Consider the following 26708-nt stretch of genomic DNA (forward strand, 5'->3'; position numbering starts at 1 on the left):
TGCTGGAATGATCCTTTTTGTCACAGGAACCGGCAGCCATCACTGAATTGAATTATGAAAGGATTTTATCTGTAAGGTTAAATTATGAATATTACACTGTTAATTATTATTTTATGTATTGTCATGTCTGCTTATTTCTCCGCAACGGAAACCGCTTTTTCTTCCCTGAACCGTATCCGCATAAAAAATATGGCCGATAAGGGGAACAAAAGGGCCGCGCTTGTCCTGAAGCTGTCCTCGGATTATGACAGGCTTCTTTCCACCATTCTTATCGGCAATAATATTGTGAATATAGCCAGCGCTTCCCTTTCTACCCTGCTGTTTGTCAGGTTCCTGGGGGAGGATATGGGCGCCAGTGTTTCCACCGCCGTCACTACTGTGGTGGTCCTGATTTTCGGCGAGGTGTCTCCCAAGAGTATTGCCAAGGAAGCGCCTGAGAGCTTTGCCATGTTTTCAGCGCCCCTTCTGAACGGTTTCGCCCTTCTGCTCACTCCCCTGAACTTTCTTTTTAAACAGTGGAAAAAAGTGCTCTCCCGGCTTTTTGGCACCGCCTCAAACCAGACTATTACAGAAGAGGAGCTGATAACGATTGTGGAAGAGGCGCAGCAGGGCGGCGGCATCGACAGCCAGGAGGGCGAGCTGCTGCGCAATGCTATTGAGTTTAACGAGCTGAAGGCGGCTGACATCCTTACTCCCAGGATCGATATTACCGGAATCAGCGCGGATGCCTCCTCTGAAAAAATTGCTTCCGTTTTCGCGGCTACCGGTTATTCCCGTCTTCCTGTATATCAGGGCTCCATTGACAATATCACCGGAATTTTGTATCAGAAGGATTTTTACAATTCGGTTTATGGAACGGACAAAGCCATTGAGAGCATCATCCGCCCGGCGCTTTACATAACCAGGCACCGTAAAATCAGCCTGCTGTTAAAGGAGCTTCAGGCTTCCAAGCTTCATATCGCCGTCGTCATCGATGAATTCGGCGGCACCGTAGGCATTGTTACCCTGGAGGATATCCTGGAGGAGCTGGTGGGGGAAATATGGGATGAACATGACGAAATCATCCAGCCCATCCGCAGGCTTTCCGGGAAGGAATATCTGGTCATGGGCAGCGCCAATGCGGATAAGCTGTTCGAAACGCTTGGCGTGGATGAGGAAACGGAGACGGTCTCCGTCAACGGCTGGATTATGAATAGCCTCTCAAAAATACCGGAAAAGGGAGACTCCTTCAGCTTTCACGGCTGGAAGGTAATCGTAACGGAAATGGAAGAAAGACGTGTGAAAACCGCACGTATGGTCCGCACCGATTAAGACAGGCGCCGGACGGCGCACCATCAAAACAGCCGCGCCAATAAAGGCGCGGCTGTCATATGATAATCATTCCCCATGTAAAACGCTTATAAATATTTCTCTGCGATTGCCGTCATTTTATCCCACTTGCTCTCCATGTCGGCCACCAGCTTGAACTGGGTGCGGGCGCGGTCCAGGTTATGCTCGGGACGGTGGATTTTGAAATAAACATCTCCCTGAAGATAGTCCGCCAGGAATCTCATTCCGCATTCAAGCGTCATGAGCTTTGCCCCCATGGGAAACATACGGATTTCCTGCTCTGTCAGGCTGCCGCCGCAGCCTTCCACATAGCCTTTGGTATAGATTTCAAAAAGCTTCAGGTCACAGCTGATTAAATCCAGATTTTTCTCATCTTCCGCTCCGGTGCTCGCGCCAAAACGGATGGAATCACCGTAATCATAAAGTGCGGAGCCGGGCATTACCGTATCCAGGTCAATGACGCACAGACCTTTTCCCGTCTTATTGTCGATCATGATATTATTCAGCTTCGTATCATTATGTGTAACACGCAGCGGAAGCCTGCCCTTAGCCAGCGCATCACAGATAACATGGGTATCAGGCTCTCTGTCCAGCACGAAACGGATTTCTTCCTGCACGCCGGAGGCTCTCTTCATCACATCCTCTTCAACCGCCCTGGTAAAATCCACAAACCGGCTCACCGTATTATGGAAATTCGGGATGGTTTCATGCAGGGTCGCCGCCGGATAATCCGCCAGCAGCCTCTGGAAATTACCAAAGGACAACGCGCTGTTATAGAAATCCTCCGGCTTCTCAACGATATCAAAGCAGGTCGCATCTTCAATAAATATGTAGGTTCTCCAGTAATCGCCGTCCTCGTCCACCAGGTAATTATCTCCGTCAACCGTGCGGATTACGTTCAGTGTTTCCCGATCCGGATCTCCGCCGTTCTGGATAATTTTATTTCTGAGGAAGGAGGTTACATTCATGATGTTCTCCATTAGCTCCCTGGGCTTTTTAAAAATTTCATGATTCATGCGCTGCAGAATGTACCGTTTTGGCCTGCCGTTATCAAGCGTACAGGTCAGACGGACCGTATCATTAATATGACCGCTTCCATAAGGAACCGCTTCGGTCAGGGTTCCTTCAATCCGGAACATCGGCGCAATTTTCTCTTGAATTACCTTCATATCCAGTTTATCCATTTCCACTCCTATCTGCGCGCTGTGACGCGCATGCGGCTGTAGCCGCATACAAATCCTACCGGCTGCAGTGCTTTTCTTCCGGCCCCTGAAAACGCTTTTCTGCCAGCCTTCATCTCCGCTACTTCTCCGGTCCCAGATCCGCAGCCATTTTCCCTTTTTGTATTTTCATTATAACATTATTACACAATAATTATTTACACAATAATTTCGCTTTTTTATCTGATTATGCCAACAGATAGACTTTTTACATAAAAATATATTCATTTATTTTTATTTTTTGTTTATATTTTGTAATTTATTTATTTTTATTTTCAATATCAAAGGCTCATTGCACAAATAGTTCAAATCTCTTTGTACTATCTGTCCGCTTATTTATACAATCAGTTGGGCAAAATAAAAAAAAGTATGAAAAAAAGGTGAATTTCTTCCCCGAATTTGTTAATATAAGTTCATACGCATTATAAACTTTCCGGAGTGAACAGCTTTTTTTCCGGCCCCGGATGAAGAAAGGATAAGAGACATGGAAAATACAAATGCCGGCGCTTATGAGTATGTGACACTGCAGCCTTCCCTTCTGATCAACAGGCTGTATACCGTACATTATTTTGAATATATGAATGATTTTTCCTTTCCCGGGGAAGCCCATAATTTCTGGGAGTTCCTGTGTGTGGATAAGGGCGAGGTCAATGTGGTCGCCGGAAGCCGCACCCTGTCCCTGAAAAAGGACGAAATTATATTTCATAAGCCTAACGAATTCCATACGGTGCGTTCCAACGGCAAGGTGGCGCCTAACGTGGTGGTGGTTTCCTTCGAATGCACCTCGCCTGCCATGGATTTTTTCAGGGACCGGGTGTTTACAATCGGCGAATCGGAACGCAGCCTCATCGCCCAGATCATTACGGAGGCCCGGCAGCTGTTTTCCTCCGTCCTGGATGATCCTTATCTGAAAAAAATGGAGCTGTCCGCCAATCCGCCCTTTGGAAGCGCACAGATGATCCAGCTTCATCTGGAACAGCTGTTAATTCAGCTGATCCGCCATTATACGGCAATAAAACCGGAGCTTAAACGTCCTACCACACTGAAGCAGAAATCCGATGTGGATCTTTATGAACGGATAATGAATTACCTGGAGCTTCATATTTATGCACAGCTGACGATTGAACAGATCTGCAGGGACAACCTGGTGGGACGTTCCCAGCTGCAGAAGCTCTTCCGTGAAAAAAACGGCTGCGGCATCATCGATTATTTTTCCCGGATGAAAATCGACACCGCCAAGCAGCTGATCCGGAACCAGAGCCTGAATTTCACACAGATAGCGGATACCATGGGTTATACGTCCGTCCATTATTTTTCCAGGCAGTTCAAAAAAATTACGGGCATGACGCCCTCCGAATATTCTTCTTCCATCAAAAAATTATCAGAAGAGCCGCAGTTCAGGAAATAACCCTGAGCTGCGGCTCCTTTTTATCAGTCCGGGCAGCCGTTTCCGACCTCGCGGCTACTCTCCCAAAACCTTTTCCAGTTCCTTAATAACTATTTTCAGCGCTTTAATTCTGGCGTATTTCTTATCCACGGACTCCAGGATATGCCATGGCGCATAGGTGGTGCTTGTTTTCTGAATCATCTCATTGACCGCCAATTCATAGGCATCCCATTTTTCCCGGTTTCTCCAGTCCTCATCCGTAATTTTCCACTGCTTTTCCGGTGTGTTCTGTCTTTCGTTAAACCGCTCCAGCTGGGTATCCTTATCAATATGCACCCAGAACTTGATGACCACCGCGCCCCAGTCCACCAGCTCCTTTTCGAACTCATTGATTTCGTTATAGGCACGCTGCCAGTCGTTAGTACTGCAGAAACCCTCAATTCTCTCCACCATAACGCGGCCGTACCAGGTTCTGTCAAATACTGCAATATGCCCGGTCTTGGGAAGCCTGGTCCAGAAACGCCAGAGATAATGGCGCGCCTTCTCATGCGGCTCCGGGCTGGCGATGGGGTGCACCTCAAAGCCTCTGGGATCCAGCGCCCCGGTGATCCGTTTGATATTGCCGCCCTTTCCTGCCGCATCCCAGCCCTCATAAGCGATGATCACAGGAACCCGCTTACGGTACAGCCGGTTGTGCAGTTCTCCCAGCCTTTTCTGAAGCTTATCCAACTCCTCCTGATATCCAGCTTCCTCTATTGTTTTATCCAGCGCGATTTCGCCAAGCTTCGGCATTTTTTCCAACGGGAAGGTATTCTGCAGCAGCGGAACAGCAAGGCTCTTATTCTGCAGCGCCACGTCAATCCCCTGACAAAGCATCTCCAGCACCTGCAGCTGCGCCCACTTCCTGGAATGGGCATCTACAATATACCAGGGGGCGGTGGAAACATTGGTGTCATCAAGATAGCGGTCGAATACCTTCAGACATTTATCATAATGCTTATTCTGCCAGCGGTCGGATTCGCTCACCCGCCAGCTCGTATCCTTATTTACCAGCAGCGCGTCCAGACGCTTCCGCTGTTCTTTTTCATCAATATGGAAGAAAAACTTCATAACAAGATAGCCGTTGTCCGTAAGCTGTCTTTCAAAACGTTTTACACTGTCAATTCTGGAAGCATAGCCCTTGTCATCCAGCTTTCCCTGCAGCACATCCCCTGTGATTTCGTCCATCCAGCCGGAATCAAGGAACGTGAATTTTCCCGCCTCGGGAATCCTGGCAAAATACCGGTACAAAAACGGTTTCCTCAGTTCCTCCTCCGTAGGCGCCGCCATGGTTGCCACCTTGAAAAAACGGGGATCAATGTTCCTGATAATCTTCCCAATAGTACTGCCCTTCCCGGCAGTTCCCCAGCCTTCCATCAGCACCAGCACCGGCAGGCCGTGCTCCTTAATCTGCATTTGCAGCGCCCCCAGCCTCTTTCTGGCCTCCCCCAGACGCCTGCCCAGTTCCTCTTCCCCGGGTCTTTCCTGCTCTACGTGATTTTTCAGCATATTACCTCCCTCCTGGTCTCCTTGCAGAAGATCATACAAATATAATTTGTAGTTTTCCCGTAACTATTCAGCAGGTCTGTTCAGTAAATGCAAAGGCCTGTCTGAAATACTGCAAACAATTACATTTTGCTTTCCCCGCCTTTCTTTCAGTGTATCACACGCAGGGCCGGGAGACAAGGAAGATTGCCCGAATTACGTCAATTAAATACTACAGCGCCGTATTCACAAATACGGCGCCATAATCACTCATTATATCCAGGACAAACCAATATCGTTACATCTTATTCCCTTTCTCCAGCCTCATGCTGCCAAAGCAATAAACCCCCGTATTCACACCCCAGGCAATACAAATAAGAACAATCGGGAAATTTCCCGTATCAAACATCAGTTTACCAAAAAACGCTGCTGCCTCCAGCAGGGGAAGTAAGGTTTTCATTGCTATAAAGGAACTGTAGGACGCCTTATAAATCACCATCTGCTCCGCTTCATCACAGCTCTCCAGCCATTTCTGCGTAAAATGGGCGTCTCCCACATCCCCCCGCTTCAGCGGCTGAATCCGCTTCACCTGCTTCACCAGAAACGCCTCCATAACCACAACAACCGTACAGCACACCAGGAAACATACGACGTTTGCCAGCATCATGGGATTCTTCCCATCCACAGCCAGTCCGAACAAAAGAAACTGAATCACCATATTCAGTTCATTCGCCGTTATCGCCGCATTCTGATATTCCCCTGCCCGATCCTCCGCTTCATAGTTCCCCAGCTTAATCTGCGCACCGGCCCTGAAATAAAGCGTCACAGCAATGCCTCCCAGCACAATAAAAAATCCAAGCTGATACCACAGGGCATATGCCAGATAGCCATTAAAAAACAAATGCATTACATTCTCAGTCTCTCCCTTTATGGAAAAAATCAGAAAAGCACCGAAAAACCCCAACGCTCCCCCAATCACAAGCCAAAGCGCTATTTTCCCAATAATACGCCCCATACTCTTTGATTTCCCTGTCATCTTTTCACTCATAAAAACCTCCTGCCGGCCGGCTTTTACCTGCCATCCTTTCAAAATATCCGTTAACCTTTCCAAAAATTACACGCCTGTCAATCCTGCCCAATCTTCACTCAGCCTTCCGCCAACCCTTCATTCGTCCTCAAACCTTCATTCATCCTCATATGTAAAAATATCCTCCACAGTCGTACCGCAAATAGCCGCCAGCTTCAGCGCCAGGCTCACCGACGGAGAATAATCCCCCCTCTCGATAAGGCTGATCGTCTGCCTGGACACCCCCGCCAGCTTCCCCAGCTCCGCCTGATTCACACCCAGCCTTGCCCGATGTTCCTTCAATCGATTATATAACGGCATCCCGCCCTCCTTTCCCGGCCATCCCATAACGCCTCCGGCCGCAGCAGCATGATTAATTTACTTCCTGCCTAAGAGCTCTTATCCAATCTTTAATGACAACTTTCCTTGTCAAAATCATCATACCACTGACAAATAAAGTTGTCAATGACAAATTTACTTGTCATTCTTATTATAGATTTAACTGTTAATTCTATAATACATTTCCCTGCCATTTCACTTTACCCTCTTCTTCCTGCCACCCTTGTTTTTTACTTTCCAAACGGACATGTCTGCCTGCGCAGACATCACCATGAATGAAAGCCGATTGCTCCGGGACTTTCACAGTAAATCCCCAATAAAATAAGCACCTGATTCGCTTTCCCTCCTCAGATGCCCTTAAAAAAACTAAAATTTATCAATCTCCACAGCCCAGTCAAAAATCCCTCCCTATACAATCCGCACAGCCAGGGGATAAATGCATCGGCGCCAGCGCCTTCGTCCTTTTGCCATAAGGGAACTGCCGGGGGCCGGTGCATTTACCTTATCCCTCCACCTAAAGCTGAGGCGCCACCACTGTTTTGACCCCCTTATCCCCAAAGCTCTCCACCAGTTCCTCCGGTGCATGCCAGTCCGTAATCAGAACATCAATATCCTCCGGCCGGGCGATAAGCACCATGGAATCATCACCGAATTTCGTGTAATCCAGCATCATTATTTTTTCCTTGGAGATAGAAAGTATCTTTCTTTTCAGCTCAGCCTCTCCCAGCGTCGGCGTGGAAAAGCCTCTTTCCACCGTAAAATGATTGCCGCTGATAAAACCCTTGTCAAAAAAAAGGTTCCCAAGCACCTGCTCCGCCAGATAACCCACGCAGGAATAAATATTCGTGCGCAGCTCTCCCCCGATAATAATGCTGTGGATATCGCTTGCCTTCGCCAGCTCCATGGCCACATAAATATTATTGGTACACGGCATTATATTTCTTTTCGGCCCTTCCACGATTAACCTTGCCAGCTCACAAACCGTCGTACCGCTGTCCAGGAAAATAGCTTCCCCGTCCTGGATGCAATCATAGGCCGCCATGGCAATCGCTCTTTTCTCCTCCCGGTGACGCACTTCGTTTTCCTGATGGGAAAATTCCCGCAGCGATCCGTACCTGCTGACCGCTCCGCCCCAGGTCCGCTTCAGAACACCCTCCTGCTCCATGCTCGCAAGAAGCTTACGCACAGAAACCTCCGAAAGCGAAAAAGCCTCGCTTAATTCCGAAACTGAAATAGATGATTTTATTTTCAGCTGATCTAAAATATATTTCCGACGTTTCTCCTGATTCATATGCCTTCCTCTCTGCCGTCCTGCTCCGGCAGTTCCTTCTTTTTTTTACAAAACCCATAGCCCCTTGGGCTGATTTCAGGCCTGCATGATGCCCCGCTCCCATCTGACATGCTCTTCTTTCGAAACACCCCCTGGAATATCGGAACACGCCCGGGTTCTGTCCGGCTTCGTTCTTACCCAATTATATACTTTATCCCACACATTCTGCAACCGTTCTTTGTGTTTCCCTTCTGTTTCATGATAAATTTCGTCAACAGATCCGATTGTTGTTACGGTTCTTTCATTTTATTTACGATTTTATTTCATTTTCTATGGACATCAAAAGATGATTATATTATAATATAGCTGAATCGGATGCCGAAAGTGCCGGCTGGCGCGGCAAACATGCTATTTTAACCGGATAGTTACATTCTTTACCATAAATCAAACCCATAGGAGGAATCCACATGATAATCGACAGTGCCAAACTCAACGGCCCCTGCTCCTGCGGCAGAAGCCATGAAATGATCACAAAGGAAGCCATAATTGAACCCGGCTGCCTGAAAAAGCTGGATCTTTATATGGACAAATACGGCCTTACCGGAAAAAGGGCTGTAATCTACGACGAAAATACATATCATGCCAAAAACATCATCCATCCGGCCGCTGATCAGGAAATCATTCTCGATCCGTCCAATCTCCATGCCAACGAAATCGCAGTGGGAAAGGTGATGGAGCAGCTTGAGGAAAATATTGATTATCTGGTTGCCATCGGAAGCGGAACCATCCACGATACTACCAGATATTGTGCAAACGACAGAAAAATCCCCTTCGTTTCCTGTCCCACGGCCGCCAGCGTAGACGGCTTCTGCTCCACGGTTTCCGCTATGACCTGGAAAGGCTATAAGAAAACCATGCCCGGCGTGGCGCCCGTTTTTGTCCTGGCCGATATTGATATTATCAAGGAGGCCCCTCTTTACCTTGCCCTCAGCGGCGCCGGCGATATTTTTGGAAAATATACGGCTCTGGCTGATTGGAACGCTGGCCATGCCATTACGGGCGAATATTTATGCCCGGTTATCGAAGGTATGACCCGGGATGCTGTGGACGCAGTCCGTTCCTGCTGCACCGGCCTGGCCGAAGGAGATGAAAACGCCTTTGAACAACTGACCTATGGTCTGATTCTTTCCGGACTGGCCATGCAGCTTATGGGAAATTCCCGCCCTGCTTCCGGTTCGGAGCACCATGTCTCCCACCTTATCGAAATGCAGCCTGCCGCTTTTCCGTTCCATTCAGATGCTCTCCATGGCGAAAAGGTGGGCGTGGGCACCATCCTTATTTCCCGTGCCTGCCATAAACTGGCTGAAATCGAGGATATTACGCCTTATGTACATCCTTATTCCATGATCCCCGCTTCCCAGCTGGAGTCTTTCTATGGCCCCGCCCTGTATCCCAGCATCGTGGAGGAAAACAAAAAGGACTGCATGGAAGGGGCCACCCCTGAAATGCTCATTAAAGCATGGCCGGAAATACGCAGAATCATTTCAACCATCCCTGCTCCTGAAGAACTGTCCGCCCTTTATGAGAAAATCGGTGCAAAAAAAACACTGGAGGATATCGAAGTTCCCTCCGAATATCTCCCCCAGCTTCTTAAATTTTCTCCCAGCGCCCGCAACCGCCTTACTTTGATGCGTGTATGCTGGATGCTGGACATTCCTGAACTTAGCTAATCTATGCAGGAAAAAGCTGCAGAATTTATTGCTGAAAAAAACAGCTGTTCTTCAAAAAGGCAGGCCGCCGGATTCTTAGCGGTTCCTGCCTTGCACTGTCCCCGGTACACATAGATCATCTCAAAAAAATCATGATTATGGAATGCTGTAAGAAAATACCGGATACCGTTTTCCCTGTCTGTGGCATGAACCGTTTCCATCGTCACCTTTGCCTGCTCCTCTTTATCAAAGGCCTGGACGGCACGTATGGTCCGATGCCTTTTTGTCCCTCCAAAAACATCCTCCATTTCCCCATATCTGTTCCGGGAAAGGTTTGTCATATAACCGTCTCTGTTTTCATGGTTCCTGTTTTTTTCCGTCTTTTCAAGCAGGATCCATTCATTAATAATCTCAGTATCTTTTTTCTTTCCCATAAACCTCTCCTGTCACTTTATTACATAAATAGCAGTATATTTTGTCATTTCCCTCAATACGGAAATCCCTGCTTTGCACCTATAATGGACTTGTAGCCAATATTTTATTTACATACTAGGAGGAATCCAATGAAAGCATATACTACCGAACCAATATGCCCCAGGCTGTCTCATTATAATACCTCTGCCGGCTTTGCGGAAGAATTCCGCAGTCCTGCAGGAAACACCCGCCCCAGAATACGCTGGTGGCTGCCCTCCGCCTATCTAAGCATGGGCGGTATCGAAAATGATATCCGCTCTATGGCAGAAGCCGGCTTTGGCGGTGCGGAGGTGGTCCCCATGCCTCGCTTTGACATCCCTGGTGATTTAACCATAGAGTGGGGTACGCCCCGATGAAAGGCTTTTGCCGAACACATCCTGGAAATCGCTGGGAAATATAATTTTACCATTGATTTTTCCATAACACCCTTCTGGCTCCTGGCGCTGCCTTCCGTTACGGATGCATCCAATCCGGAACATGGTGCCCAGATGGAAACCGACTGTGCCTGGATTGACGGCATTACCAAAGCTGCTCCTTTTTCAGGATCCGTTCCTGTATCAGAGCAAGCCGTAGCGGATGCCGCCTCCGTAGGCTGCATCCCTCGTCTGGCTGCTGTCACCTGTGCAAAATATGCAGATAAGCCTTCACATACCCTTGTCCATTCTTCCGCCCGTGCCTTTCTCCTTAACAGGGAAGTTCTGGCTGACAAATCGGATCCTCTTTCCTGGAGTCTCTCCTTTACTCCTGAGGAGGATGGAGAATATGTAATTTTCGCCTGGTGGGAACACCCCTCAGGAAACAAAACCTGCCAGAACCTGCAGCTAGATCATTACAGCCGCAAGGCCACAAAGCTTTTAACCGACTACTGGGAAAAAGAACTGATTCCATGTTTTGAGCGAGTTTTCCAATAACTGGAGCAGCTGTCAGCCAAACTGGCTGCATGCCAGATTATATACAGACTTTCTGGCCAGAAACCAACTTGTCCTAAGACAGGGAAGCAGCAAAATGGATCTCGCAGTTTACAGACATAGCTATGAGGAAATCATTGATTTCAACCATGCTGTCAAGCTGTATGATGACGACGGGCTTTTGGAGCAGCCGGGCTATACCTATGATTTCGTCAGTCCCTCCTCACTGGAGCTTTCCGGCCTTTACGTGTCCGATGGGCGCCTGGCTCCCGACGGTCCCGCTTATCAGGCACTTCTGCTGAATGCACAGCAGTTTCTGCCCTATTCTACTGCGCTGAAGCTGCTGGAATTTACAAAAGCCGGACTGCCAGTACTGTTTATCGGAACGCTGCCCGGGCAGTCCGCCTTTCATCTGGAAAAGGACATTTATCCCATCATAGAAGAAATGCTTCGGCTTCCTCTGGTAAAGCAGGTGGATTCCGTCCGGAGTGTTCCCTCCGTCCTCCTGGAACTCGGAATTCTTCCCAATGCTAGGTACCACAGTCCCTCCAAAATGCTGAATGTCCACAGGCAGACACAACAGGCCGATTTTTATTATTTTTATAATTACGGGGATGCTGACACTTATCCTCTGGCCCGGGAAATGGCTGCTGTTAAAACAGATGTGACGCTTCACGGCAGCGGCGTGCCATTCCTGCTGAATGCATGGGACGGACGGATTACCCCCATTGCCGCCTACGAATCTACGGACACAACGGTAACCCTCCGTCTCCGTCTGGATAAAAACGACAGCTGTATCATCGCTTTGATACGAGAACCCGGATATCTTGACACAGCTTTCCCCGGACTCCATACGGTGTTGCCTGAGCTTTGGGCTGAATATACCGACGGACAGCAGATACTTCTGAAATCACTGACAGGCGCCCGGATTGATGTTCCTTTTTCCGATAAAAAGGTGGTATCCGCCGGCTTTACTGCGATTCCTGCCTCCATCCCTTTAAAAGGCTGGGAACTTACCCTGGAAAAGTGGTCGGAAAGTCCGGTTCCCAATGAAAGCATAAAAAGTATACAGACCTTCTTTTCCCTGGAACATTTGGTTCCCTGGAAAGAGCTTCCCGGCCAGGAGTTCACATCAGGAATCGGTACTTACCGTATTTCCTTTTCCCTGGATAATGGCTGGGAGGATTGCGGGGAGAATACCCTGTGCATTACCGTCGCTTCCACACTTCTGAATGCCCTCCTTGCATATTCCAACTGTCATCCGCTCTCCTTCAGCCGCTGGCAGAAAGAAATCAGAGTACCTGACGCTTATGGCATACTTAATGACGTTACCCTGGTTCCCTATGCCTGGAGTATACCGGAAAACTGATAGCAGTAAACGTACGCCGCCGGGCGCATCATCAGGAAAAAGCTGCCGGATAAATCCGTCGGCTTTTTCCTCTATTTCGAAGGCTTTTTATTATTGCGGATAACCGTTCTCTTATATTCCCGAATTGTCATGCCTGTAACATTTTTAAACAGCCGGATCATATAATTCATATTCTGAAAATTCATTTCTGCCGCAATTTCATTTAAAGAACAGCTCCCACAATCCAGATATTCCTTGATTTTCTCCACCCGTCTGTTATTAATATATTTCACATAGGTCTCTCCCGTATATTCCTTAAACTTCTTGCAGAAATGCGGAACACTCATAAAGCTCTGTGCTGCCGCTTCCGTCAATGGAACCTGTTCACAGATATGAGCCTCAATATACTGCAAAACCGTTTCCATTGTGTCATCAGCCAGCCTTTTTAAAAGTTCCTCTGAAAGCTCTGCCATATCCGCCTTCAGCCTGTGTTCCAGTAAGCTTCTCCCGGCTGCATTCATTATACCTTCCATTCTGACGGCAAATTCTAATATCATCTGGCCGGCCAGACTGTATTTCTGCGCCAACGCATAAATAAACTGGTTCATCTGGTGAAACAGATCGCTTTTCACGCTCTCCACATCCGTCCGCCTGCTGCCATAGAAATCGAAAAATAAGTTCAGCTCCCTGCTAAATTCCTCCAGCCATCCCGGCTCCAGGAAGCTGTCCACATTCAACGCAAGGGAGATTTTTCGTTCCGTCTGCTGCCTGTCAGCCATAAAAAAACAGCTTTCCCGTTCATAGAAATCCAGGCTCAGCAGTTCCAGCCCCTCCTGGTAATAAGCTCTGATTTCCTTCAGTTCCTCAAAGAAACGGCTGCAGCCTATCATAAGTCTTTCATTGATAAACAGCCTCACATTCTGCCGCAGATCACTGCAGTTTTTCCGAAGCAGTTCCATTTTTTCTGCTTCCTCCATCTGTTTGGGGAATTGAAACAAAATGAACATTTCTTTATTATAAGGGGAAAAAAACGTTCCCATTCCTTCTTTTTCCACAATATTTTCCAGTAAATGAATCAGCATGGTCCGATCCACATTTTCCAACAGTAGGGAAGCCTCCATACTTTCCGCACTATGTATACTCAATACTCCGACCGCATAGCTGAAATATTGTGTACCTTTTTCATTGGCCCATTTTGTTTTTACCTCCCCTGACTTTTCCGCCAGCCTGGGAATGATTTTTTCGGCATTAATCTTTTCAATTATGCTGTACAGCTTCTCTTCTGTCACCTCCTGCTTCAATATATAACTGTCGGCTCCCAGTTCCAGAGCCTCCCTGGCATAAGAAAAATTATCATGGCAGCTTACAATAATAATCCCTGTACTGAGGTTTTCCTCCCTTACTGCTTTAATTAAGATAAGTCCGTCCATGTCCGGCATTTCTATATCTGTAATAACAATATCCACCGGCCCCTGTTCGCGCAGATAAACAAGCGCATCAAGAGACGAAGAAAAAGTTCCCTGCACCGCTATATTCTGTTTGTTTTCCAAAAAGGTCTGGATTCCTATCCTGGCCAATATCTCGTCATCAATAATAATTATTCTTATCATTCCATCTCCCCGTCTTCCAAAACCGGCAGAATAAAATGCGCACAGGTTCCCTTCCCCGGCTCGCTTTCCATAAACAGACCATAGGAAGTCCCGTATTCCAGCTTTATTATCTGTTGTATATTCTTAATTCCCACATTCGTATGCTGTTTGTCCGCCGGCTCTTCTCTGCTTTCCCATTCCTGCACATCAAATCCTTTGCCGTTATCACGTATGATGACATGAAGCCGTTCCTCTTCCTTGTATGATTTCAGCTCTATTCTTCCATCACTCAGCTTTCCTCTGCTGAAGCCGTGTATTATCGCATTCTCCACAATCGACTGCAGTAGGAACTTCCGTATCAGAAGCTCCTGCGTATCCTCCGATATAGAATATGCAATATCAAAATTCATAAATCTCGTTTTCTGGATTACAGTATAGTTCTCCAGCAACCTGATTTCGTCCGTAAGCCGGTGAAGGCTGCTTCCTTTATTGGTAATCTGCATCAGAATATAGATTAGTGAATCCGTAACCTTCTGAATCACCAGCTGCTTATTGATCACGGCAAGCCATTTTACCGTATTCAGGGAATTATATATAAAATGCGGGTTCATCTGCGAAATCAGCACCTGCATCTCAAAATTATTTTTTTCCCGCTCCACCCGCCGATTGTCCAGAATCAGTTCATGTACCTTCCTCGTCATAGTATTAAAATGTATGAAGAGCGTTTTAATCTCCTTAGTTCTGCAGGTTTCCTCAGCGCTCACCTGCAGATTTCCTTCTGCAAAGGTATCCATTGCATGCGTCAGCAATAGGATCGGCTGGACAATATGCCGGTTCATCAAAATAATCATGACAAAGATAAGGAGGACATAAACACTGACAATAAACAAAACACTGAGCCCAACCGGTTTAAAATCCGAAAAAAGAGAATTTACCGGTACAATAGCAAGCTGAAGCCAATTCGTCTTATATGACTTTGCATATGCCACAAGACAGTTTTCACCCCCTACCTTTTCCGTAAAAAATCCCGTCTTATCCTTTACATCCAGTATATCAAACGGTTCATTCAGCCGCTTTATATCCGAACAATACAACACCGTACCGGATGGATGTATTATATAGGTTGTCGCCCCTTCCATATTGATGGTAGCAAAGGCATTATCAAAAATCTCCTTATCCACGGTCATATACATAATTCCCAGATTCTTCTTTTCCGCAGTATTCAAAGACCTGGCAATTACATACTTATAGGTTCCGAACGGATACGGAGAGTAAAAGCTTTCAGGAAGCCATATCATCCGTCCCCCCTCCGCAATAATCTCTTCCTTTTTCCCGTTAACATATTCAACAATTTTCGCATTGGAAGCTCCTGCGTGCACCATTGTGTCATGGGAATCGATCTGCATGGACGCCATATCCGCATTAGATGCGCACATATTGCTCATTTCCACTCTTATCCTGTCCCAGTCCCCCGCGGACAGATCTTTCTTTTCCAGAATGGCAACTGTTTTATTCAAATAAAGCGTCATAGAAGTATCACGATACCTGTTATAAGCCGTATTCAGCTGTTCCTGTGTGGATGCCAGATTGGTAACCAGATATTTTCCATAGATTCTGCAGGTATACTTGTACATAATATTGACGGACAGAGCAACCAGCAGCAAAAAGGGAGCTATAATAAGGAAAATATAATACAGCACTACATGGTGCTTTAGGCTGATCGATAACGGCTTTGCTTTGATACTATTCATTTTCCGCATATTCTTTCCTCCCGCTTTCTGTTTTTATTGCCGGCTGCACATCCCCGCTGAATCATTACAAATATTGTAATTGGACAGCTTCCAAATATTTTTCATTCTAGCATACCCATTTTTTATTTACAATCAAACAGGCGTAACGGCGGACTTTCCGATAAAATCGTGAACAAAAAAGAAAATAGGTAACTTTACCGCCTGTGCCGTACGGAATTGGATAATATTGTGAACTCCAATCATAGGAAAGTTAATTGCCTTGTATTTTAAAAAATATATAATGGGTACATAATCTCGAGGTTGCAGCAAATATAAGGAGGATTCATTATGAAAGGGAAAAAAGTTCTGGCACTATTGACATGCACGGCTCTTCTGGCAGGCGGCCTTACGGCCTGCGGCAATTCATCATCCACCGCACCTGCACCATCCACGGATAATACCGCTGAAACAGCCGCTCCGGAAGCAGAAACTACCAAGGCCGCCGCTGAGCAAACATCCGCAGCCTCTGACGATGCCTCCACTGAGGAAGATATCACAGGCTCCCTGACCATCTGGGAACATGGAACCACCTTTGAAAATTCGTTAGCTGCCGTTATTGAAGGCTTCCAGAAAAAATATCCCAATGTGGAAGTTGAATATGAAATTAAAGACGGAGATACCTATTACAGCCTTCTCACCACCGCAATCCAGTCCGGTGAAGCGCCGGATCTGTTCTGGACAAACGGAACAGCTACCACGAATATGCAGGATTATGTAAAAAATGACGTGTTGATGGATATCAGCGATCTGGATTTCAGTGCATTGACGGAAGACAGCATGAAGCTCGCTACAATCAATGACACGGTTTATTCAGTTCCCTGGCTTACCATGGACACACGCGCATGTTTCTACAATAAAGACCTCTTTGCAGAAAACGGCTGGGAAATCCCAACTAAATTCAGTGAATTTGAAGCGCTTTTGGAAAAACAAAAGGGAGCCGGCATTATCCCCATCTCCTTCTCCCCTACCAGCTTCTTCAGCGTACTTTTCATCTTTGAACCTGTGTTATCCGCTATGGATCCTGCCTATACAAAGGGTCTGTCCGATTACTCCGTAAAGCTCACGGATCAGCCGGCCAAGGATGCCCTCAACAAACTGATTGAATGGGCGGACAAAGGCTACTATGGTGAGAACTATAAGGGCGTTACCGATGGTTCCGCCGCCATTCTGACCTTTACAATGGGAAAAGCCGCCATGTTTATCGGCGGTTCCTGGGAAATGTCCAGTATTGAATCCAATAACCCCGACCTGAATTATGGTGCATTCCAGATTCCCGCAGAAGACGGCACTACTGGTATGGTTGGTACCTGCGCCAACGGATTTTCCATCTATAAAGATACTAAAAGCCCGGAAGCTGCCAAAGCATTTGCCCAGTACTGCGCATCTCTGGAGGCGCAGACAACATGGGTACAGGTGCAAAGAGCCGTATCCGGAAGTCCTGAAATCCAATCCGCCAACCCGATTGCCAATGAAATATCTGACTGTGATAATGTTTATACCAGCTGGCAGTCCCTCATTTCCAAATATTCCATAGAAGGAGGTACGGGAAATGCCATCACGGAAGAATACTTCCCCAAACTTTTCGTGGGAGATATCACAGTGGATCAGTTAATGGAGGATTTAGCTAAAGAAATGCAATAACCAAAGCGGTATACGGACCTGTATGGATACAGGTCCGTATCAGGCTTTTTTTATCAGACTGGAGATTTGCTTATGAAGGAAAGAAGTAGAAAAAAGAAGCCCTATCTCTTTTTTATTGCCCCGGGCTTTATCGCATATACAGTTTTTATCATCCTTCCCATTATTTATGTCATATATCTTTCGGTATTTGAATGGTCGGGATTAGGTGAAATGAATTTTATCGGCATCGGGAATTTCAAAACTCTTTTTACCAATACAAGAATCGCCCCCGTGTTCTGGAATGCCCTGAAAAACAACCTGAAATATCTGCTCTGCGTATGGTTTATTATCACGCCCTTCCAGTTCCTCGTCGCTTATCTGTTCTATCTTAAAATACCGTTTTTCAAATACTATAAATTCATGATTTTTATGCCCTACGTCATTAGTTCCACCATCGTAAGCTTTTTTGCCACAATGATGTTTAACCCGACTATCGGTTTCCTGAATACTTTTTTTGAAAAACTGGGACTCCATCAATTCGTAAGCGCATGGGTAGGGGATCCTAAGCTATCCTTTAAAATCATGATAGTGCTTGTTATCTGGCAGGGCGCCGCTTCGGGAATGATGATTTTTTATGCCAATATGATGGATATTCCCCAGGACATTATCGAGGCGAGCAGAATTGACGGCTGCTCTGAGGGGCAGCGGCTTACAAGAATCCTGATCCCGCTTTCCCTTCCCGCCTGCTCCTCCATCATTGTCATGAGTTCCATCTGGGCACTGGGTGTCTTCGATATTCCCTTTATGCTGGGCGGGCCTACTGGAGGGGTAAACAGTTCGCTGGATTTCGTGAACTTGGTATTTTACAGGTATACCTTCGGGAGTGTGCTCAGCGGAGAAGTAAACCTGGGCTTCGGCGCTTCCATCAGCGTTACCATGTTTATTATTATCATGATCGTTACCTTCATACAGAATAAGGTATTAACTAAATTTGAATATGATACATAAGGAGGACAATATGGCACGGAAAGGAAAAAATAAAGAAATCATCTCCACAACCTCCCGGCTTGTGCGTTGGTTCTTTTCGATATTATTGCTTATTTTTACCAGTATCACCATATTCGTTCTTCTCTCCACACTTTTAAATTCCTTTAAGACAAAAACGAATATACTTAATGATACCTTTGGATGGCCGCAGGCCTTTTCACTGGACAGTTATGTGGAAATATTTACGAAGGACAAATTTGGAAAGTACTTCTTCAACAGCATCATCCTGACTGGCTGCGGCACTACCGGCTGCGTTCTCCTCGCCGCGCTGACCGCCTTCGGCATTGCCAGATATGAGTTTAAGGGAAAGCCGTTCCTCACCTCCTATTTCCTGTTCGGCATGATGTTTCCCATTCAGGTAAGCGTACTGCCGCTGTTCATTATCCTGAAAAAGCTTTCTTTGCTGAATAAGCTTCCCGGCTTGATCCTTGTATATGCATCCGGTATATCACTGTCCGTATATATCTTCCAAAAATTTTTCAGGACGGTCCCAACAGCACTGGATGAATCGGCAAGGCTTGACGGAGCCAGTGAACTGCGTATCTTTGCACAGATAATCCTTCCCCTTTGCAAACCGGTAATATCCACCGTTGCATTAATCACCGCCGTAGGCGAGTGGAATGATTTCTATATGCCCATGGTTCTTCTGGGCGGAAAAAATGTCCGGACACTCCCTCTGGCTATTTATAACTATCTGAATGAATTTATCAAATATATGAACGTTTCCTTTGCCGCTGTAATGATAACGCTGGTACCCATTATTGTTATCTATTTTCTGTTCTCCAACCAGCTGGTGGAGGGGATTACCGGCGGTGCCGTTAAGGGCTGATGCATCCTGCTGTTACTTTTCGTCCCATAGAGTACTCAGCTATAAAAAAAGAAGCATACGGCAGCAAATCATCCGGAATTCAGAAAGTATTACACTCCCCGGAACTGATAAACTGGCCGTATGCTTCTCTTTTAATAATTTAAAATATACGAAATCTGTTGCTTACTTTTTAGTTGACCTGAATATGAGGAATAAGTAATCCGGTTCCGTATTGCTAATCTTCCATAATCTCGTTTACTTTTTCCACACTGATGCCACAAATTTCAGCAATTTTCTTCTCGGAACAGCCCTCTCTTAAGCACCTCTTTACCTTTTTCGCCAGATTGATTCCCTTTTCAATGCCTTCTTCCAGTCCCTTTTCAATGCCTCTTTCTTCAATTGCTTCACTCAAATTACTCATCTGTCTCAGCTCCTCTCCCATTTCCTGTTCTATTTCAATCCCATAATCCCGCGCCAGTATCTCTTCTTTCTCCGTAACGCTCATCGAAGGAGAAAGAAGCATATTAAGCTTCTGCACTTCCTGCCGTTTTAAATGTGATTTTTCGGCAGAAACTGCCAGAATGTGCGAATGCACTAAAATAAATAAGAATATAAAAATGATACTTTATTAATGTTTAGTTGTCAACAATAATCATTAACAAAATATCGCAATAAAACATAGCAATTGAAATATAGAATGAAATATTAAAATATAATAAATACAAAAAATGCCGTCACCGACGTAAAGCAATTCCTACATAGCTTCACGTCAGGCGGCGGCATTCTGTCTTATTTTTTGAAGATTACCGATATTTTAATCTCTTCTTTAACCAACCGGCTGCTTTTCTTATTTTGCCTTCGGCTTCTCCACTCTCTTAGGCAGCACTACCTTATCCAGATGCCAGATATCGTCCACATATTCCTGGATAGTCCTGTCAGAACTGAATTTGCCGGAGCAGGCCACGTTCAGGATTGCGCTCTTTGCCCAGTTTGCTTCATCCCTGTAAGCTGCCTCCACTCTGCGCTGTGCTTCCGCATAAGGCTTGAAATCCTTCAGAATAAAATACATATCCGCCTTGGAGGTGCTCTGTGTGTTCAGCAGGGAATTGTACAGCGGGCGGAACAGCTCCGTATCATAGGGGGCAAAGGTTCCGTTGATTAACTGCATCAGCACTCTGCGGATGTCAGGATCGTTGTTGAAAATATCCATGGGGTTATATCCGCCGTAGTTCTCAAAACGGATAACCTCGTCGGAGCTTAAACCGAAGATAAAGGTATTTTCCATTCCTACCTCTTCCACGATTTCCACATTGGCGCCGTCCATGGTGCCCAGGGTAAGCGCACCGTTGAGCATGAATTTCATATTTCCGGTTCCGGATGCTTCCTTGCTTGCCGTGGAAATCTGTTCGGACACATCTGCTGCGGCAAAAATCCATTCCGCATTGGAAACCTTATAGTCTTCTATAAATACCACCTTGATCTTGCCGCCAATGGAAGGGTCGTTATTCACTACATCCGCTACCGCATTGATCAGCTTAATGGTAAGTTTTGCGTTGCGGTAGCCCGCCGCCGCCTTGGCCCCGAAGATAAAAGTTCTGGGATAGAACTCCAACTGGAGATTGTTCTTGAGTTCGTTATAAAGATACATAATATGCAGGATATTCAGCAGCTGGCGCTTGTACTCGTGGAGCCTCTTTACCTGCACATCGAAAATGGAACGGGGATCCACTTCCACACCGTTATGCTCCAGGATATATCTGGCAAGGCGCACCTTGTTCTGATATTTGATATTCATGAACTCCTGCTGTGCTTTTTCATCCTCGGCATAAATTTTCAGGCCGCTGATTTTGGACAGATCAGTAATCCAGTCATTGCCCACATGATCCGTTACCCACTGTGCAAGCAGCGGATTCCCATGGAGCAGGAATCTTCTCTGTGTGATGCCGTTCGTCTTATTGTTGAACTTTTCAGGCATCATTTCATAGAAATCTCTCAGCTCCTGCTTTTCCAGGATTTCCGTATGGAGCCTTGCCACGCCGTTGACAGAGTAGCCGGATACGATGGCGAGGTGTGCCATTTTCACCTGTCCGTCATAAATAATAGCCATTTTGGCAATCTTGTTCTGATCTCCCGGATACTGCTGGGAAACCTGCGCTATGAAGCGGCGGTTGATTTCCTCCACGATCTGGTAGATTCTGGGGAGCAGCCTTGAGAATAGCTCAATGGGCCATTTTTCCAGGGCTTCCGCCATGATGGTATGGTTAGTATAGGCACAGGTTTTGGTGGTCACAGCCCATGCTTCATCCCAGGTGAGATAATAATCATCCATCAGGATACGCATCAGCTCGGCAATTGCCACCGTAGGATGGGTGTCATTGAGCTGGAAGGTCACCTTCTCATGGAATTTTCTGATATCATCATGCTTTCTCATGTATTTTTCCACAGCCTCCTGGACGGAAGCGGAAATGAAGAAATACTGCTGCTTCAGACGAAGTTCCTTGCCTGCATAATGGTTGTCATTGGGATAGAGGACCTCTACGATATTCCGGGCCAGATTCTCCTGCTCCACAGCCTTCTGGTAATCTCCCTTGTCAAAGGACTCCAGCTGGAAGCACTCCACCGGCTCCGCATCCCAGATGCGCAGTGTGTTCACGATCCCATTTCCATAGCCCACAATCGGCATATCATAGGGAATCGCCTTTACGGACTGATATCCCTCCTGTTTAAAGTTATTGCGGCCGTTTTCGTCCACGTATACATTGACATAGCCGCCGAACTTAACCTCTTTGGCATACTCGGGACGGCGCAGCTCAAACGGGTTTCCATCTGCCAGCCAATTATCGGGAACCTCTATCTGGTATCCGTCACGGATCTCCTGCTTGAACATGCCGTAACGGTAACGGATGCCGCAGCCATAAGCGGAATACCCCATGGTTGTCAGGGAATCCAGGAAGCAGGCAGCCAGTCTGCCCAGGCCGCCGTTGCCCAGCGCCGGATCAGGCTCCTGATCCTCCACCAGATTGATATCGATACCCAGATCCTCCAGGGCCTCGGCCACATCATTATAGGCTTGCAGGTTGATCAGGTTATTTCCCAGCGCGCGGCCCATCAGGAATTCCATGGACAGATAATAAACGGTCTTGGGATCCTGCTTCGCATATTCCTTCTGGGTATTCATCCAGTTGTCTACGATCACATCCTTGATAGCATAGGCTACCGCCTGGAAAATCTGCTGCTGCGTCGCCTCCTCCAGGGTCTTGCGGTAAAGAGTTTTCACATTATATATAACGCTGTTCTTGAAAAGCTCTTTGTCGAATTTCTGTAATACCGTTTTCTTAAGCATGTATTTCCTCCTCGATCCTCTTTATATTCTTTAATTACGGTCTTTTCCGGCACTTCCGGGCTTTGTCCTTTGCCCATATTCGCCCAATACGTACAGTTTACAACAATTTACCAATAATGAAAACAGTAATTTTGTAAAAAGAACTGATAAAATAAGGTAAAGAAAGCCGCCACTTTAGCCAAGCGGCGGCCTTTCTCCCTTGAAAACCCGAATTACCGTACTTTGCAACTGTTCAGTTCACAGCACAGTTACTGTACTTTTTCAATTCCAATGGTCACATTTTCACCATTTACGTTCCATTCCTTGCTTACAGCCAGGTTTTCCCCTGCCGTAATGGAATCCGCAAGAACCTTGCCTGCAATGAACTCCTGATTGGAGGCGGCGATTCCTGCCACCTTTTCATTGCCGCACAGGGACACTCTGATGTGATCCATCACTTCAAAATCCGCTTCCTTACGCATGGTCTGGATCTTGCTGATGATTTCATATACAAAGCCTTCCTCGATGAGTTCTTCCGTCAGGTTCGTATCCAGAACTACTGTCATATTATTATCCGCCTCGGATACATAGCCTTCCTTCTGGGTCATTTCGATAAGAAGGTCATCCTTGGTCAGGCTTACTTCCACGCCGTTTACGTCGAATTTCAGCGCTCCTGCCGCATTCAGCTCATCCATGGCCGCATTGCCGTCCAGGGATGCCAGGGTCTTCTGGATGCCGCCCAGCTGTTTTCCGTACTTCGGTCCTACCGTACGCAGCTGCGGCTTGAAGGTATAGGTGGTAAAGTCCCTTACATCCTCTGTAAATACCACCTTCTTCACATTCAGCTCATCCTCCACGATCTCCTTATAGAAATCACTGAGGACGGTTCCGGCCTTCACGAACATGGTTCCGATGGGCTGGCGGTTCTTGATGTTTGCCGTATTTCTGCAGGCGCGTCCCATCACGACGATGTCCAGCACCTCTTCCATGGCTTCCTCAAGTTCCTTATCCACATAAGAAGGATTGGCTGTGGGGAAGTCGCACAGATGCACGCTTTCCGGCGCGCTCTTGTCCAGGCTTCTCACCAGGTTCTGATAGATCTCCTCCGTCATGAAGGGAATCATGGGCGCTGCCAGCTTGCTCACCGTTACCAGTGCGGTGTAGAGGGTCATGTAAGCATTGATCTTGTCCTGCTCCATTCCCTTTGCCCAGAAACGTTCACGGCTTCTTCTTACATACCAGTTGCTGCATTCGTCCACAAAATCCTGCAGCGCTCTTGCCGCTTCGGAAATCTGATAGTTACCCAGACGGGTATCCACTTCCGTAATCAGCGTATTCAGGCGGCTAAGCAGCCACTTGTCCAGCACGGAAAGCTTATCGAATTCCAGTGTATATTTGGAAGCGTCAAAATTATCAATATTGGCATACAGTACAAAGAATGCGTAGGTATTCCACAGCGTCCCCATGAACTTACGCTGTCCCTCGATAACCGCTTTCCCATGGAAACGGCTGGGCAGCCAGGGCGCGCTGCTTGAGTAAAAATACCAGCGGATCGCATCCGCGCCGTATTCCTGCAACGCTTCAAAGGGATCTACCGCATTGCCTTTGGACTTGCTCATTTTCTGTCCGTTTTCATCCTGCACCAGTCCCAGGACGATTACATTTTCAAAAGAGGTCTGGTCAAACAGCAGCGTGGATTCCGCCAGCAGGGAATAGAACCAGCCGCGGGTCTGATCCACCGCTTCGGAGATGAACTGCGCGGGGAACTGCTGCTCAAAGGTTTCCTTATTCTCAAAAGGATAGTGATGCTGGGCAAAAGGCATGGCTCCTGAGTCAAACCAGCAGTCAATTACCTCGGGCACACGCTTCATGGGCTTGCCGCACTTCGGGCAGGGGATGGTGATGGCATCGATATAAGGGCGATGAAGCTCAACGGTCTTCGCTTCCGGATTGCCACTTAAGCGCTCCAGCTCCTCCCTGCTTCCTACGGAAAGCATTTCCCCACAGTCACACTGCCAGATATTTAAAGGGGTCCCCCAGTATCTGTTTCTGGAAAGTCCCCAGTCCTGGATATTTTCCAGCCAGTCGCCGAAACGTCCTTTTCCGATGGATTCCGGAATCCAGTTGATGGTATTGTTGTTGCCGATCAGGTGCTCCTTGACAGCGGTCATCTTGATGAACCAGGACTCTCTCGCATAATAGATCAGCGGCGTGTCGCATCTCCAGCAGAAGGGGTAGCTGTGTTCGAACTTCGGCGCGGAAAACAGCAGGTCTGCCGCCGCCAGCTCCTTTAAGATGATCGGGTCCGCTTCCTTGCAGAAGGTACCTGCCCAGGGAGTCTCTTTTGTCATTTCACCTTTGGCATCCACCAGCTGAACGAAGGGCAGATCATAATTGCGGCCCACATTGGCATCGTCCTCACCGAAGGCAGGCGCGATATGAACAACACCGGTACCGTCCGTCAGGGTAACATAGTTGTCACAGGTTATATAAAATGCTTTTTTATGCTGTTTTTCGCAGGTTTCCACCGCACAGTCAAACAGCGGCACATATTCCTTGTATTCCAGATCCTTGCCCACATAAGTTTCCAGCACTTCATAGGCCGGCGCCTCCGGGTTTTCCTTGTTCAAATCGCCCAGCACGGTATCCAGAAGCGCCTGCGCCATATAATAGGTATAGCCGTCGGCGGCTTTTACCTTGGCATAGGTTTCCCCGGGGTTCACGCACAGCGCCACGTTGGAAGGCAGTGTCCAGGGTGTGGTGGTCCATGCCAGGATATAGGCATCCTCATCCTTTACCTTAAAACGTGCGATTGCGGAACGTTCCTTCACATCCTTGTAGCCCTGAGCCACCTCATGAGAGGACAGCGGGGTGCCGCAGCGCGGGCAGTAGGGAACGATTTTAAAGCCCTTGTAAAGAAGGCCCTTGTCCCAGATTTTTTTCAGCGCCCACCATTCGGATTCAATATATTCATCGTGATAGGTTACATAGGGATCATCCATATCAGCCCAGAAGCCGACCTTTTTGGAAAAATCCTCCCACATGCCTTTGTATTTCCATACGCTTTCCTTACATTTTTCAATGAAAGGCGCGATGCCGTATTCCTCGATCTGCTCCTTGCCGTCCAGGCCCAGAAGCTTCTCCACCTCCAGCTCCACCGGAAGCCCGTGGGTATCCCACCCGGCCTTCCTGGGCACCATATAGCCCTTCATGGTGCGGTAACGGGGAATCATATCCTTGATTGCACGGGTTTCCACATGTCCGATGTGGGGCTTGCCGTTTGCGGTGGGCGGGCCGTCATAAAAGGTATAGGTCGGGCATCCCTCCCTGATTTTCATGCTTTTTTCAAAAATTTTGTTGTCTTCCCAGAATTGTTCCACCTCGTGTTCACGTTCCACGAAGTTCAGGTCTGTGTTTACCTTAGTGTAAAGTGACATTTCCTTCTTCCTTTCTTTCTCCGGCATACAGCCATTCCTGTTTGATAAATTCGCGTCCTGCCGCGTGTCCGCCGTCTTGCATGGCAGTTCAGATCTCCTGGCACCTGCGCCATTCTGCGTCTGAAACAAAAAAATCCCCGTCCTTTCTTGTAAAAGGGCGAGGTCTGAGGCTCGTTGTACCACCTGTTACATCATACGGCTTATAAAAACAGCTGCCAAACCTGTCCTTATAAGAAAATATGGTTTCCCGTAACGGGGGAAATCCGGCGTCGCCTACTCGAAAAACCGGATGCTTCCTGCATCCTGCGCTTTCTTTCAGCCTGCGGCTCCGAAGTGATATTCACCATGTCTTACTCGTACCGGCCTCCCACCTGCGCCGACTCGCTGTAACTTTCCAAACATGCCTACTGTCTTCATCACGGCCTTTGTTTCTGTGTTCATGTCGGTATTATATAGCCCGCAAAGCCGCATTGTCAAGGGCTTTCGTGCTTTATCCCCCCATTTGTGCGCAGAGGGGCATG

20 protein-coding genes are annotated in these 26708 nt (G+C 47.2%); 9 read left to right on the top strand and 11 right to left on the bottom strand.

Annotation, left to right across the window (positions count from 1 at the left end; genetic code table 11):
- Positions 1-84: 84 nt before the first annotated feature.
- The gene (locus FYJ45_RS08615) at positions 85-1311 is read left to right on the top strand and encodes an HlyC/CorC family transporter (RefSeq protein ID WP_154464279.1); all 1227 of its coding nucleotides are present in this window, start codon (positions 85-87) and stop codon (positions 1309-1311) included.
- 86 nt (positions 1312-1397) lie between these two features.
- Here FYJ45_RS08615 and FYJ45_RS08620 read toward each other — a convergent pair whose 3' ends face one another.
- Positions 1398-2513, bottom strand: coding sequence for a phosphotransferase enzyme family protein (locus FYJ45_RS08620; RefSeq protein WP_154464280.1), 1116 nt, complete (start codon positions 2511-2513; stop codon positions 1398-1400).
- Positions 2514-3033: 520 nt separating this feature from the next.
- Here FYJ45_RS08620 and FYJ45_RS08625 point away from each other — a divergent pair.
- Positions 3034-3957, top strand: a complete 924-nt coding sequence (locus FYJ45_RS08625; RefSeq protein WP_154464281.1) for an AraC family transcriptional regulator — start codon at positions 3034-3036, stop codon at positions 3955-3957.
- 54 nt (positions 3958-4011) lie between these two features.
- Here the strand turns inward: FYJ45_RS08625 and pap are convergent, their stop codons facing one another.
- The 4 genes from pap to FYJ45_RS08645 form a co-directional block, all read right to left on the bottom strand.
- The gene (gene pap / locus FYJ45_RS08630) at positions 4012-5484 is read right to left on the bottom strand and encodes a polyphosphate:AMP phosphotransferase (RefSeq protein WP_154464282.1); all 1473 of its coding nucleotides are present in this window, start codon (positions 5482-5484) and stop codon (positions 4012-4014) included.
- Between the two features lie 274 nt (positions 5485-5758).
- A complete protein-coding gene (locus FYJ45_RS08635) occupies positions 5759-6508 on the bottom strand; it encodes a DUF3169 family protein (protein WP_154464283.1) in 750 nt (249 codons plus the stop codon).
- A gap of 135 nt (positions 6509-6643) precedes the next feature.
- On the bottom strand, positions 6644-6847 hold the full coding sequence (locus FYJ45_RS08640; RefSeq protein ID WP_025487603.1) for a helix-turn-helix transcriptional regulator: 204 nt from the start codon (positions 6845-6847) through the stop codon (positions 6644-6646).
- 532 nt (positions 6848-7379) lie between these two features.
- On the bottom strand, positions 7380-8156 hold the full coding sequence (locus tag FYJ45_RS08645) for a DeoR/GlpR family DNA-binding transcription regulator (protein ID WP_025487604.1): 777 nt from the start codon (positions 8154-8156) through the stop codon (positions 7380-7382).
- A gap of 446 nt (positions 8157-8602) precedes the next feature.
- On the opposite strand from FYJ45_RS08645, the gene FYJ45_RS08650 reads away from it, so the two are divergent.
- Positions 8603-9865 (top strand): sn-glycerol-1-phosphate dehydrogenase, encoded by a 1263-nt coding sequence (locus tag FYJ45_RS08650; protein WP_154464284.1) that lies wholly within the window; start codon positions 8603-8605, stop codon positions 9863-9865.
- Here FYJ45_RS08650 and FYJ45_RS08655 read toward each other — a convergent pair.
- A complete protein-coding gene (locus FYJ45_RS08655) occupies positions 9862-10278 on the bottom strand; it encodes a hypothetical protein (RefSeq protein ID WP_154464285.1) in 417 nt (138 codons plus the stop codon). The genes FYJ45_RS08650 and FYJ45_RS08655 overlap by 4 nt on opposite strands.
- Positions 10279-10407: 129 nt before the next feature.
- Between FYJ45_RS08655 and FYJ45_RS08660 the strand changes: the two genes are divergently transcribed.
- The 3 genes from FYJ45_RS08660 to FYJ45_RS08670 all read left to right on the top strand — a co-directional run bounded on the left by FYJ45_RS08660 (position 10408) and on the right by FYJ45_RS08670 (position 12595).
- Positions 10408-10674, top strand: coding sequence for a hypothetical protein (locus tag FYJ45_RS08660; protein WP_154464286.1), 267 nt, complete (start codon positions 10408-10410; stop codon positions 10672-10674).
- Between the two features lie 132 nt (positions 10675-10806).
- Positions 10807-11229 carry a hypothetical protein gene (locus FYJ45_RS08665; RefSeq protein WP_154464287.1) on the top strand — a complete coding sequence of 141 codons (423 nt, stop codon included), beginning with the start codon at positions 10807-10809 and terminating at the stop codon, positions 11227-11229.
- Positions 11210-12595, top strand: coding sequence for a glycosyl hydrolase (locus FYJ45_RS08670; protein WP_154464288.1), 1386 nt, complete (start codon positions 11210-11212; stop codon positions 12593-12595). The genes FYJ45_RS08665 and FYJ45_RS08670 overlap by 20 nt, the downstream gene beginning before the upstream one ends.
- Before the next feature lie 71 nt (positions 12596-12666).
- On the opposite strand, the gene FYJ45_RS08675 is transcribed toward FYJ45_RS08670, so the two are convergent.
- Both FYJ45_RS08675 and FYJ45_RS08680 read right to left on the bottom strand, forming a co-directional pair.
- The gene (locus FYJ45_RS08675; protein ID WP_154464289.1) at positions 12667-14184 is read right to left on the bottom strand and encodes a response regulator transcription factor; all 1518 of its coding nucleotides are present in this window, start codon (positions 14182-14184) and stop codon (positions 12667-12669) included.
- Positions 14181-15923 (bottom strand): sensor histidine kinase, encoded by a 1743-nt coding sequence (locus FYJ45_RS08680; RefSeq protein WP_154464290.1) that lies wholly within the window; start codon positions 15921-15923, stop codon positions 14181-14183. Before FYJ45_RS08680 ends, FYJ45_RS08675 begins: the two co-directional genes overlap by 4 nt.
- A gap of 318 nt (positions 15924-16241) precedes the next feature.
- On the opposite strand from FYJ45_RS08680, the gene FYJ45_RS08685 reads away from it, so the two are divergent.
- The 3 genes from FYJ45_RS08685 to FYJ45_RS08695 all read left to right on the top strand — a co-directional run bounded on the left by FYJ45_RS08685 (position 16242) and on the right by FYJ45_RS08695 (position 19449).
- Complete coding sequence (locus FYJ45_RS08685; protein WP_154464291.1) at positions 16242-17594, top strand: ABC transporter substrate-binding protein; 1353 nt, start codon at positions 16242-16244, stop codon at positions 17592-17594.
- Positions 17595-17666: 72 nt separating this feature from the next.
- Complete coding sequence (locus FYJ45_RS08690; RefSeq protein ID WP_154464292.1) at positions 17667-18581, top strand: carbohydrate ABC transporter permease; 915 nt, start codon at positions 17667-17669, stop codon at positions 18579-18581.
- Positions 18582-18591: 10 nt separating this feature from the next.
- Positions 18592-19449, top strand: coding sequence for a carbohydrate ABC transporter permease (locus FYJ45_RS08695; protein ID WP_195841740.1), 858 nt, complete (start codon positions 18592-18594; stop codon positions 19447-19449).
- 214 nt (positions 19450-19663) lie between these two features.
- Here FYJ45_RS08695 and FYJ45_RS08700 read toward each other — a convergent pair whose 3' ends face one another.
- The 3 genes from FYJ45_RS08700 to ileS form a co-directional block, all read right to left on the bottom strand.
- Entirely contained in the window at positions 19664-19966 is a 303-nt protein-coding gene (locus tag FYJ45_RS08700) for a hypothetical protein (RefSeq protein ID WP_154464294.1), read from the bottom strand.
- A gap of 309 nt (positions 19967-20275) precedes the next feature.
- The gene (locus FYJ45_RS08705) at positions 20276-22771 is read right to left on the bottom strand and encodes a glycogen/starch/alpha-glucan phosphorylase (protein ID WP_154464295.1); all 2496 of its coding nucleotides are present in this window, start codon (positions 22769-22771) and stop codon (positions 20276-20278) included.
- A gap of 248 nt (positions 22772-23019) precedes the next feature.
- The gene (gene ileS / locus FYJ45_RS08710) at positions 23020-26187 is read right to left on the bottom strand and encodes an isoleucine--tRNA ligase (RefSeq protein WP_154464345.1); all 3168 of its coding nucleotides are present in this window, start codon (positions 26185-26187) and stop codon (positions 23020-23022) included.
- Positions 26188-26708 lie beyond the last annotated feature (521 nt).

This window comes from Eisenbergiella porci, from assembly GCF_009696275.1.
Lineage (GTDB): Bacteria > Bacillota > Clostridia > Lachnospirales > Lachnospiraceae > Eisenbergiella > Eisenbergiella porci.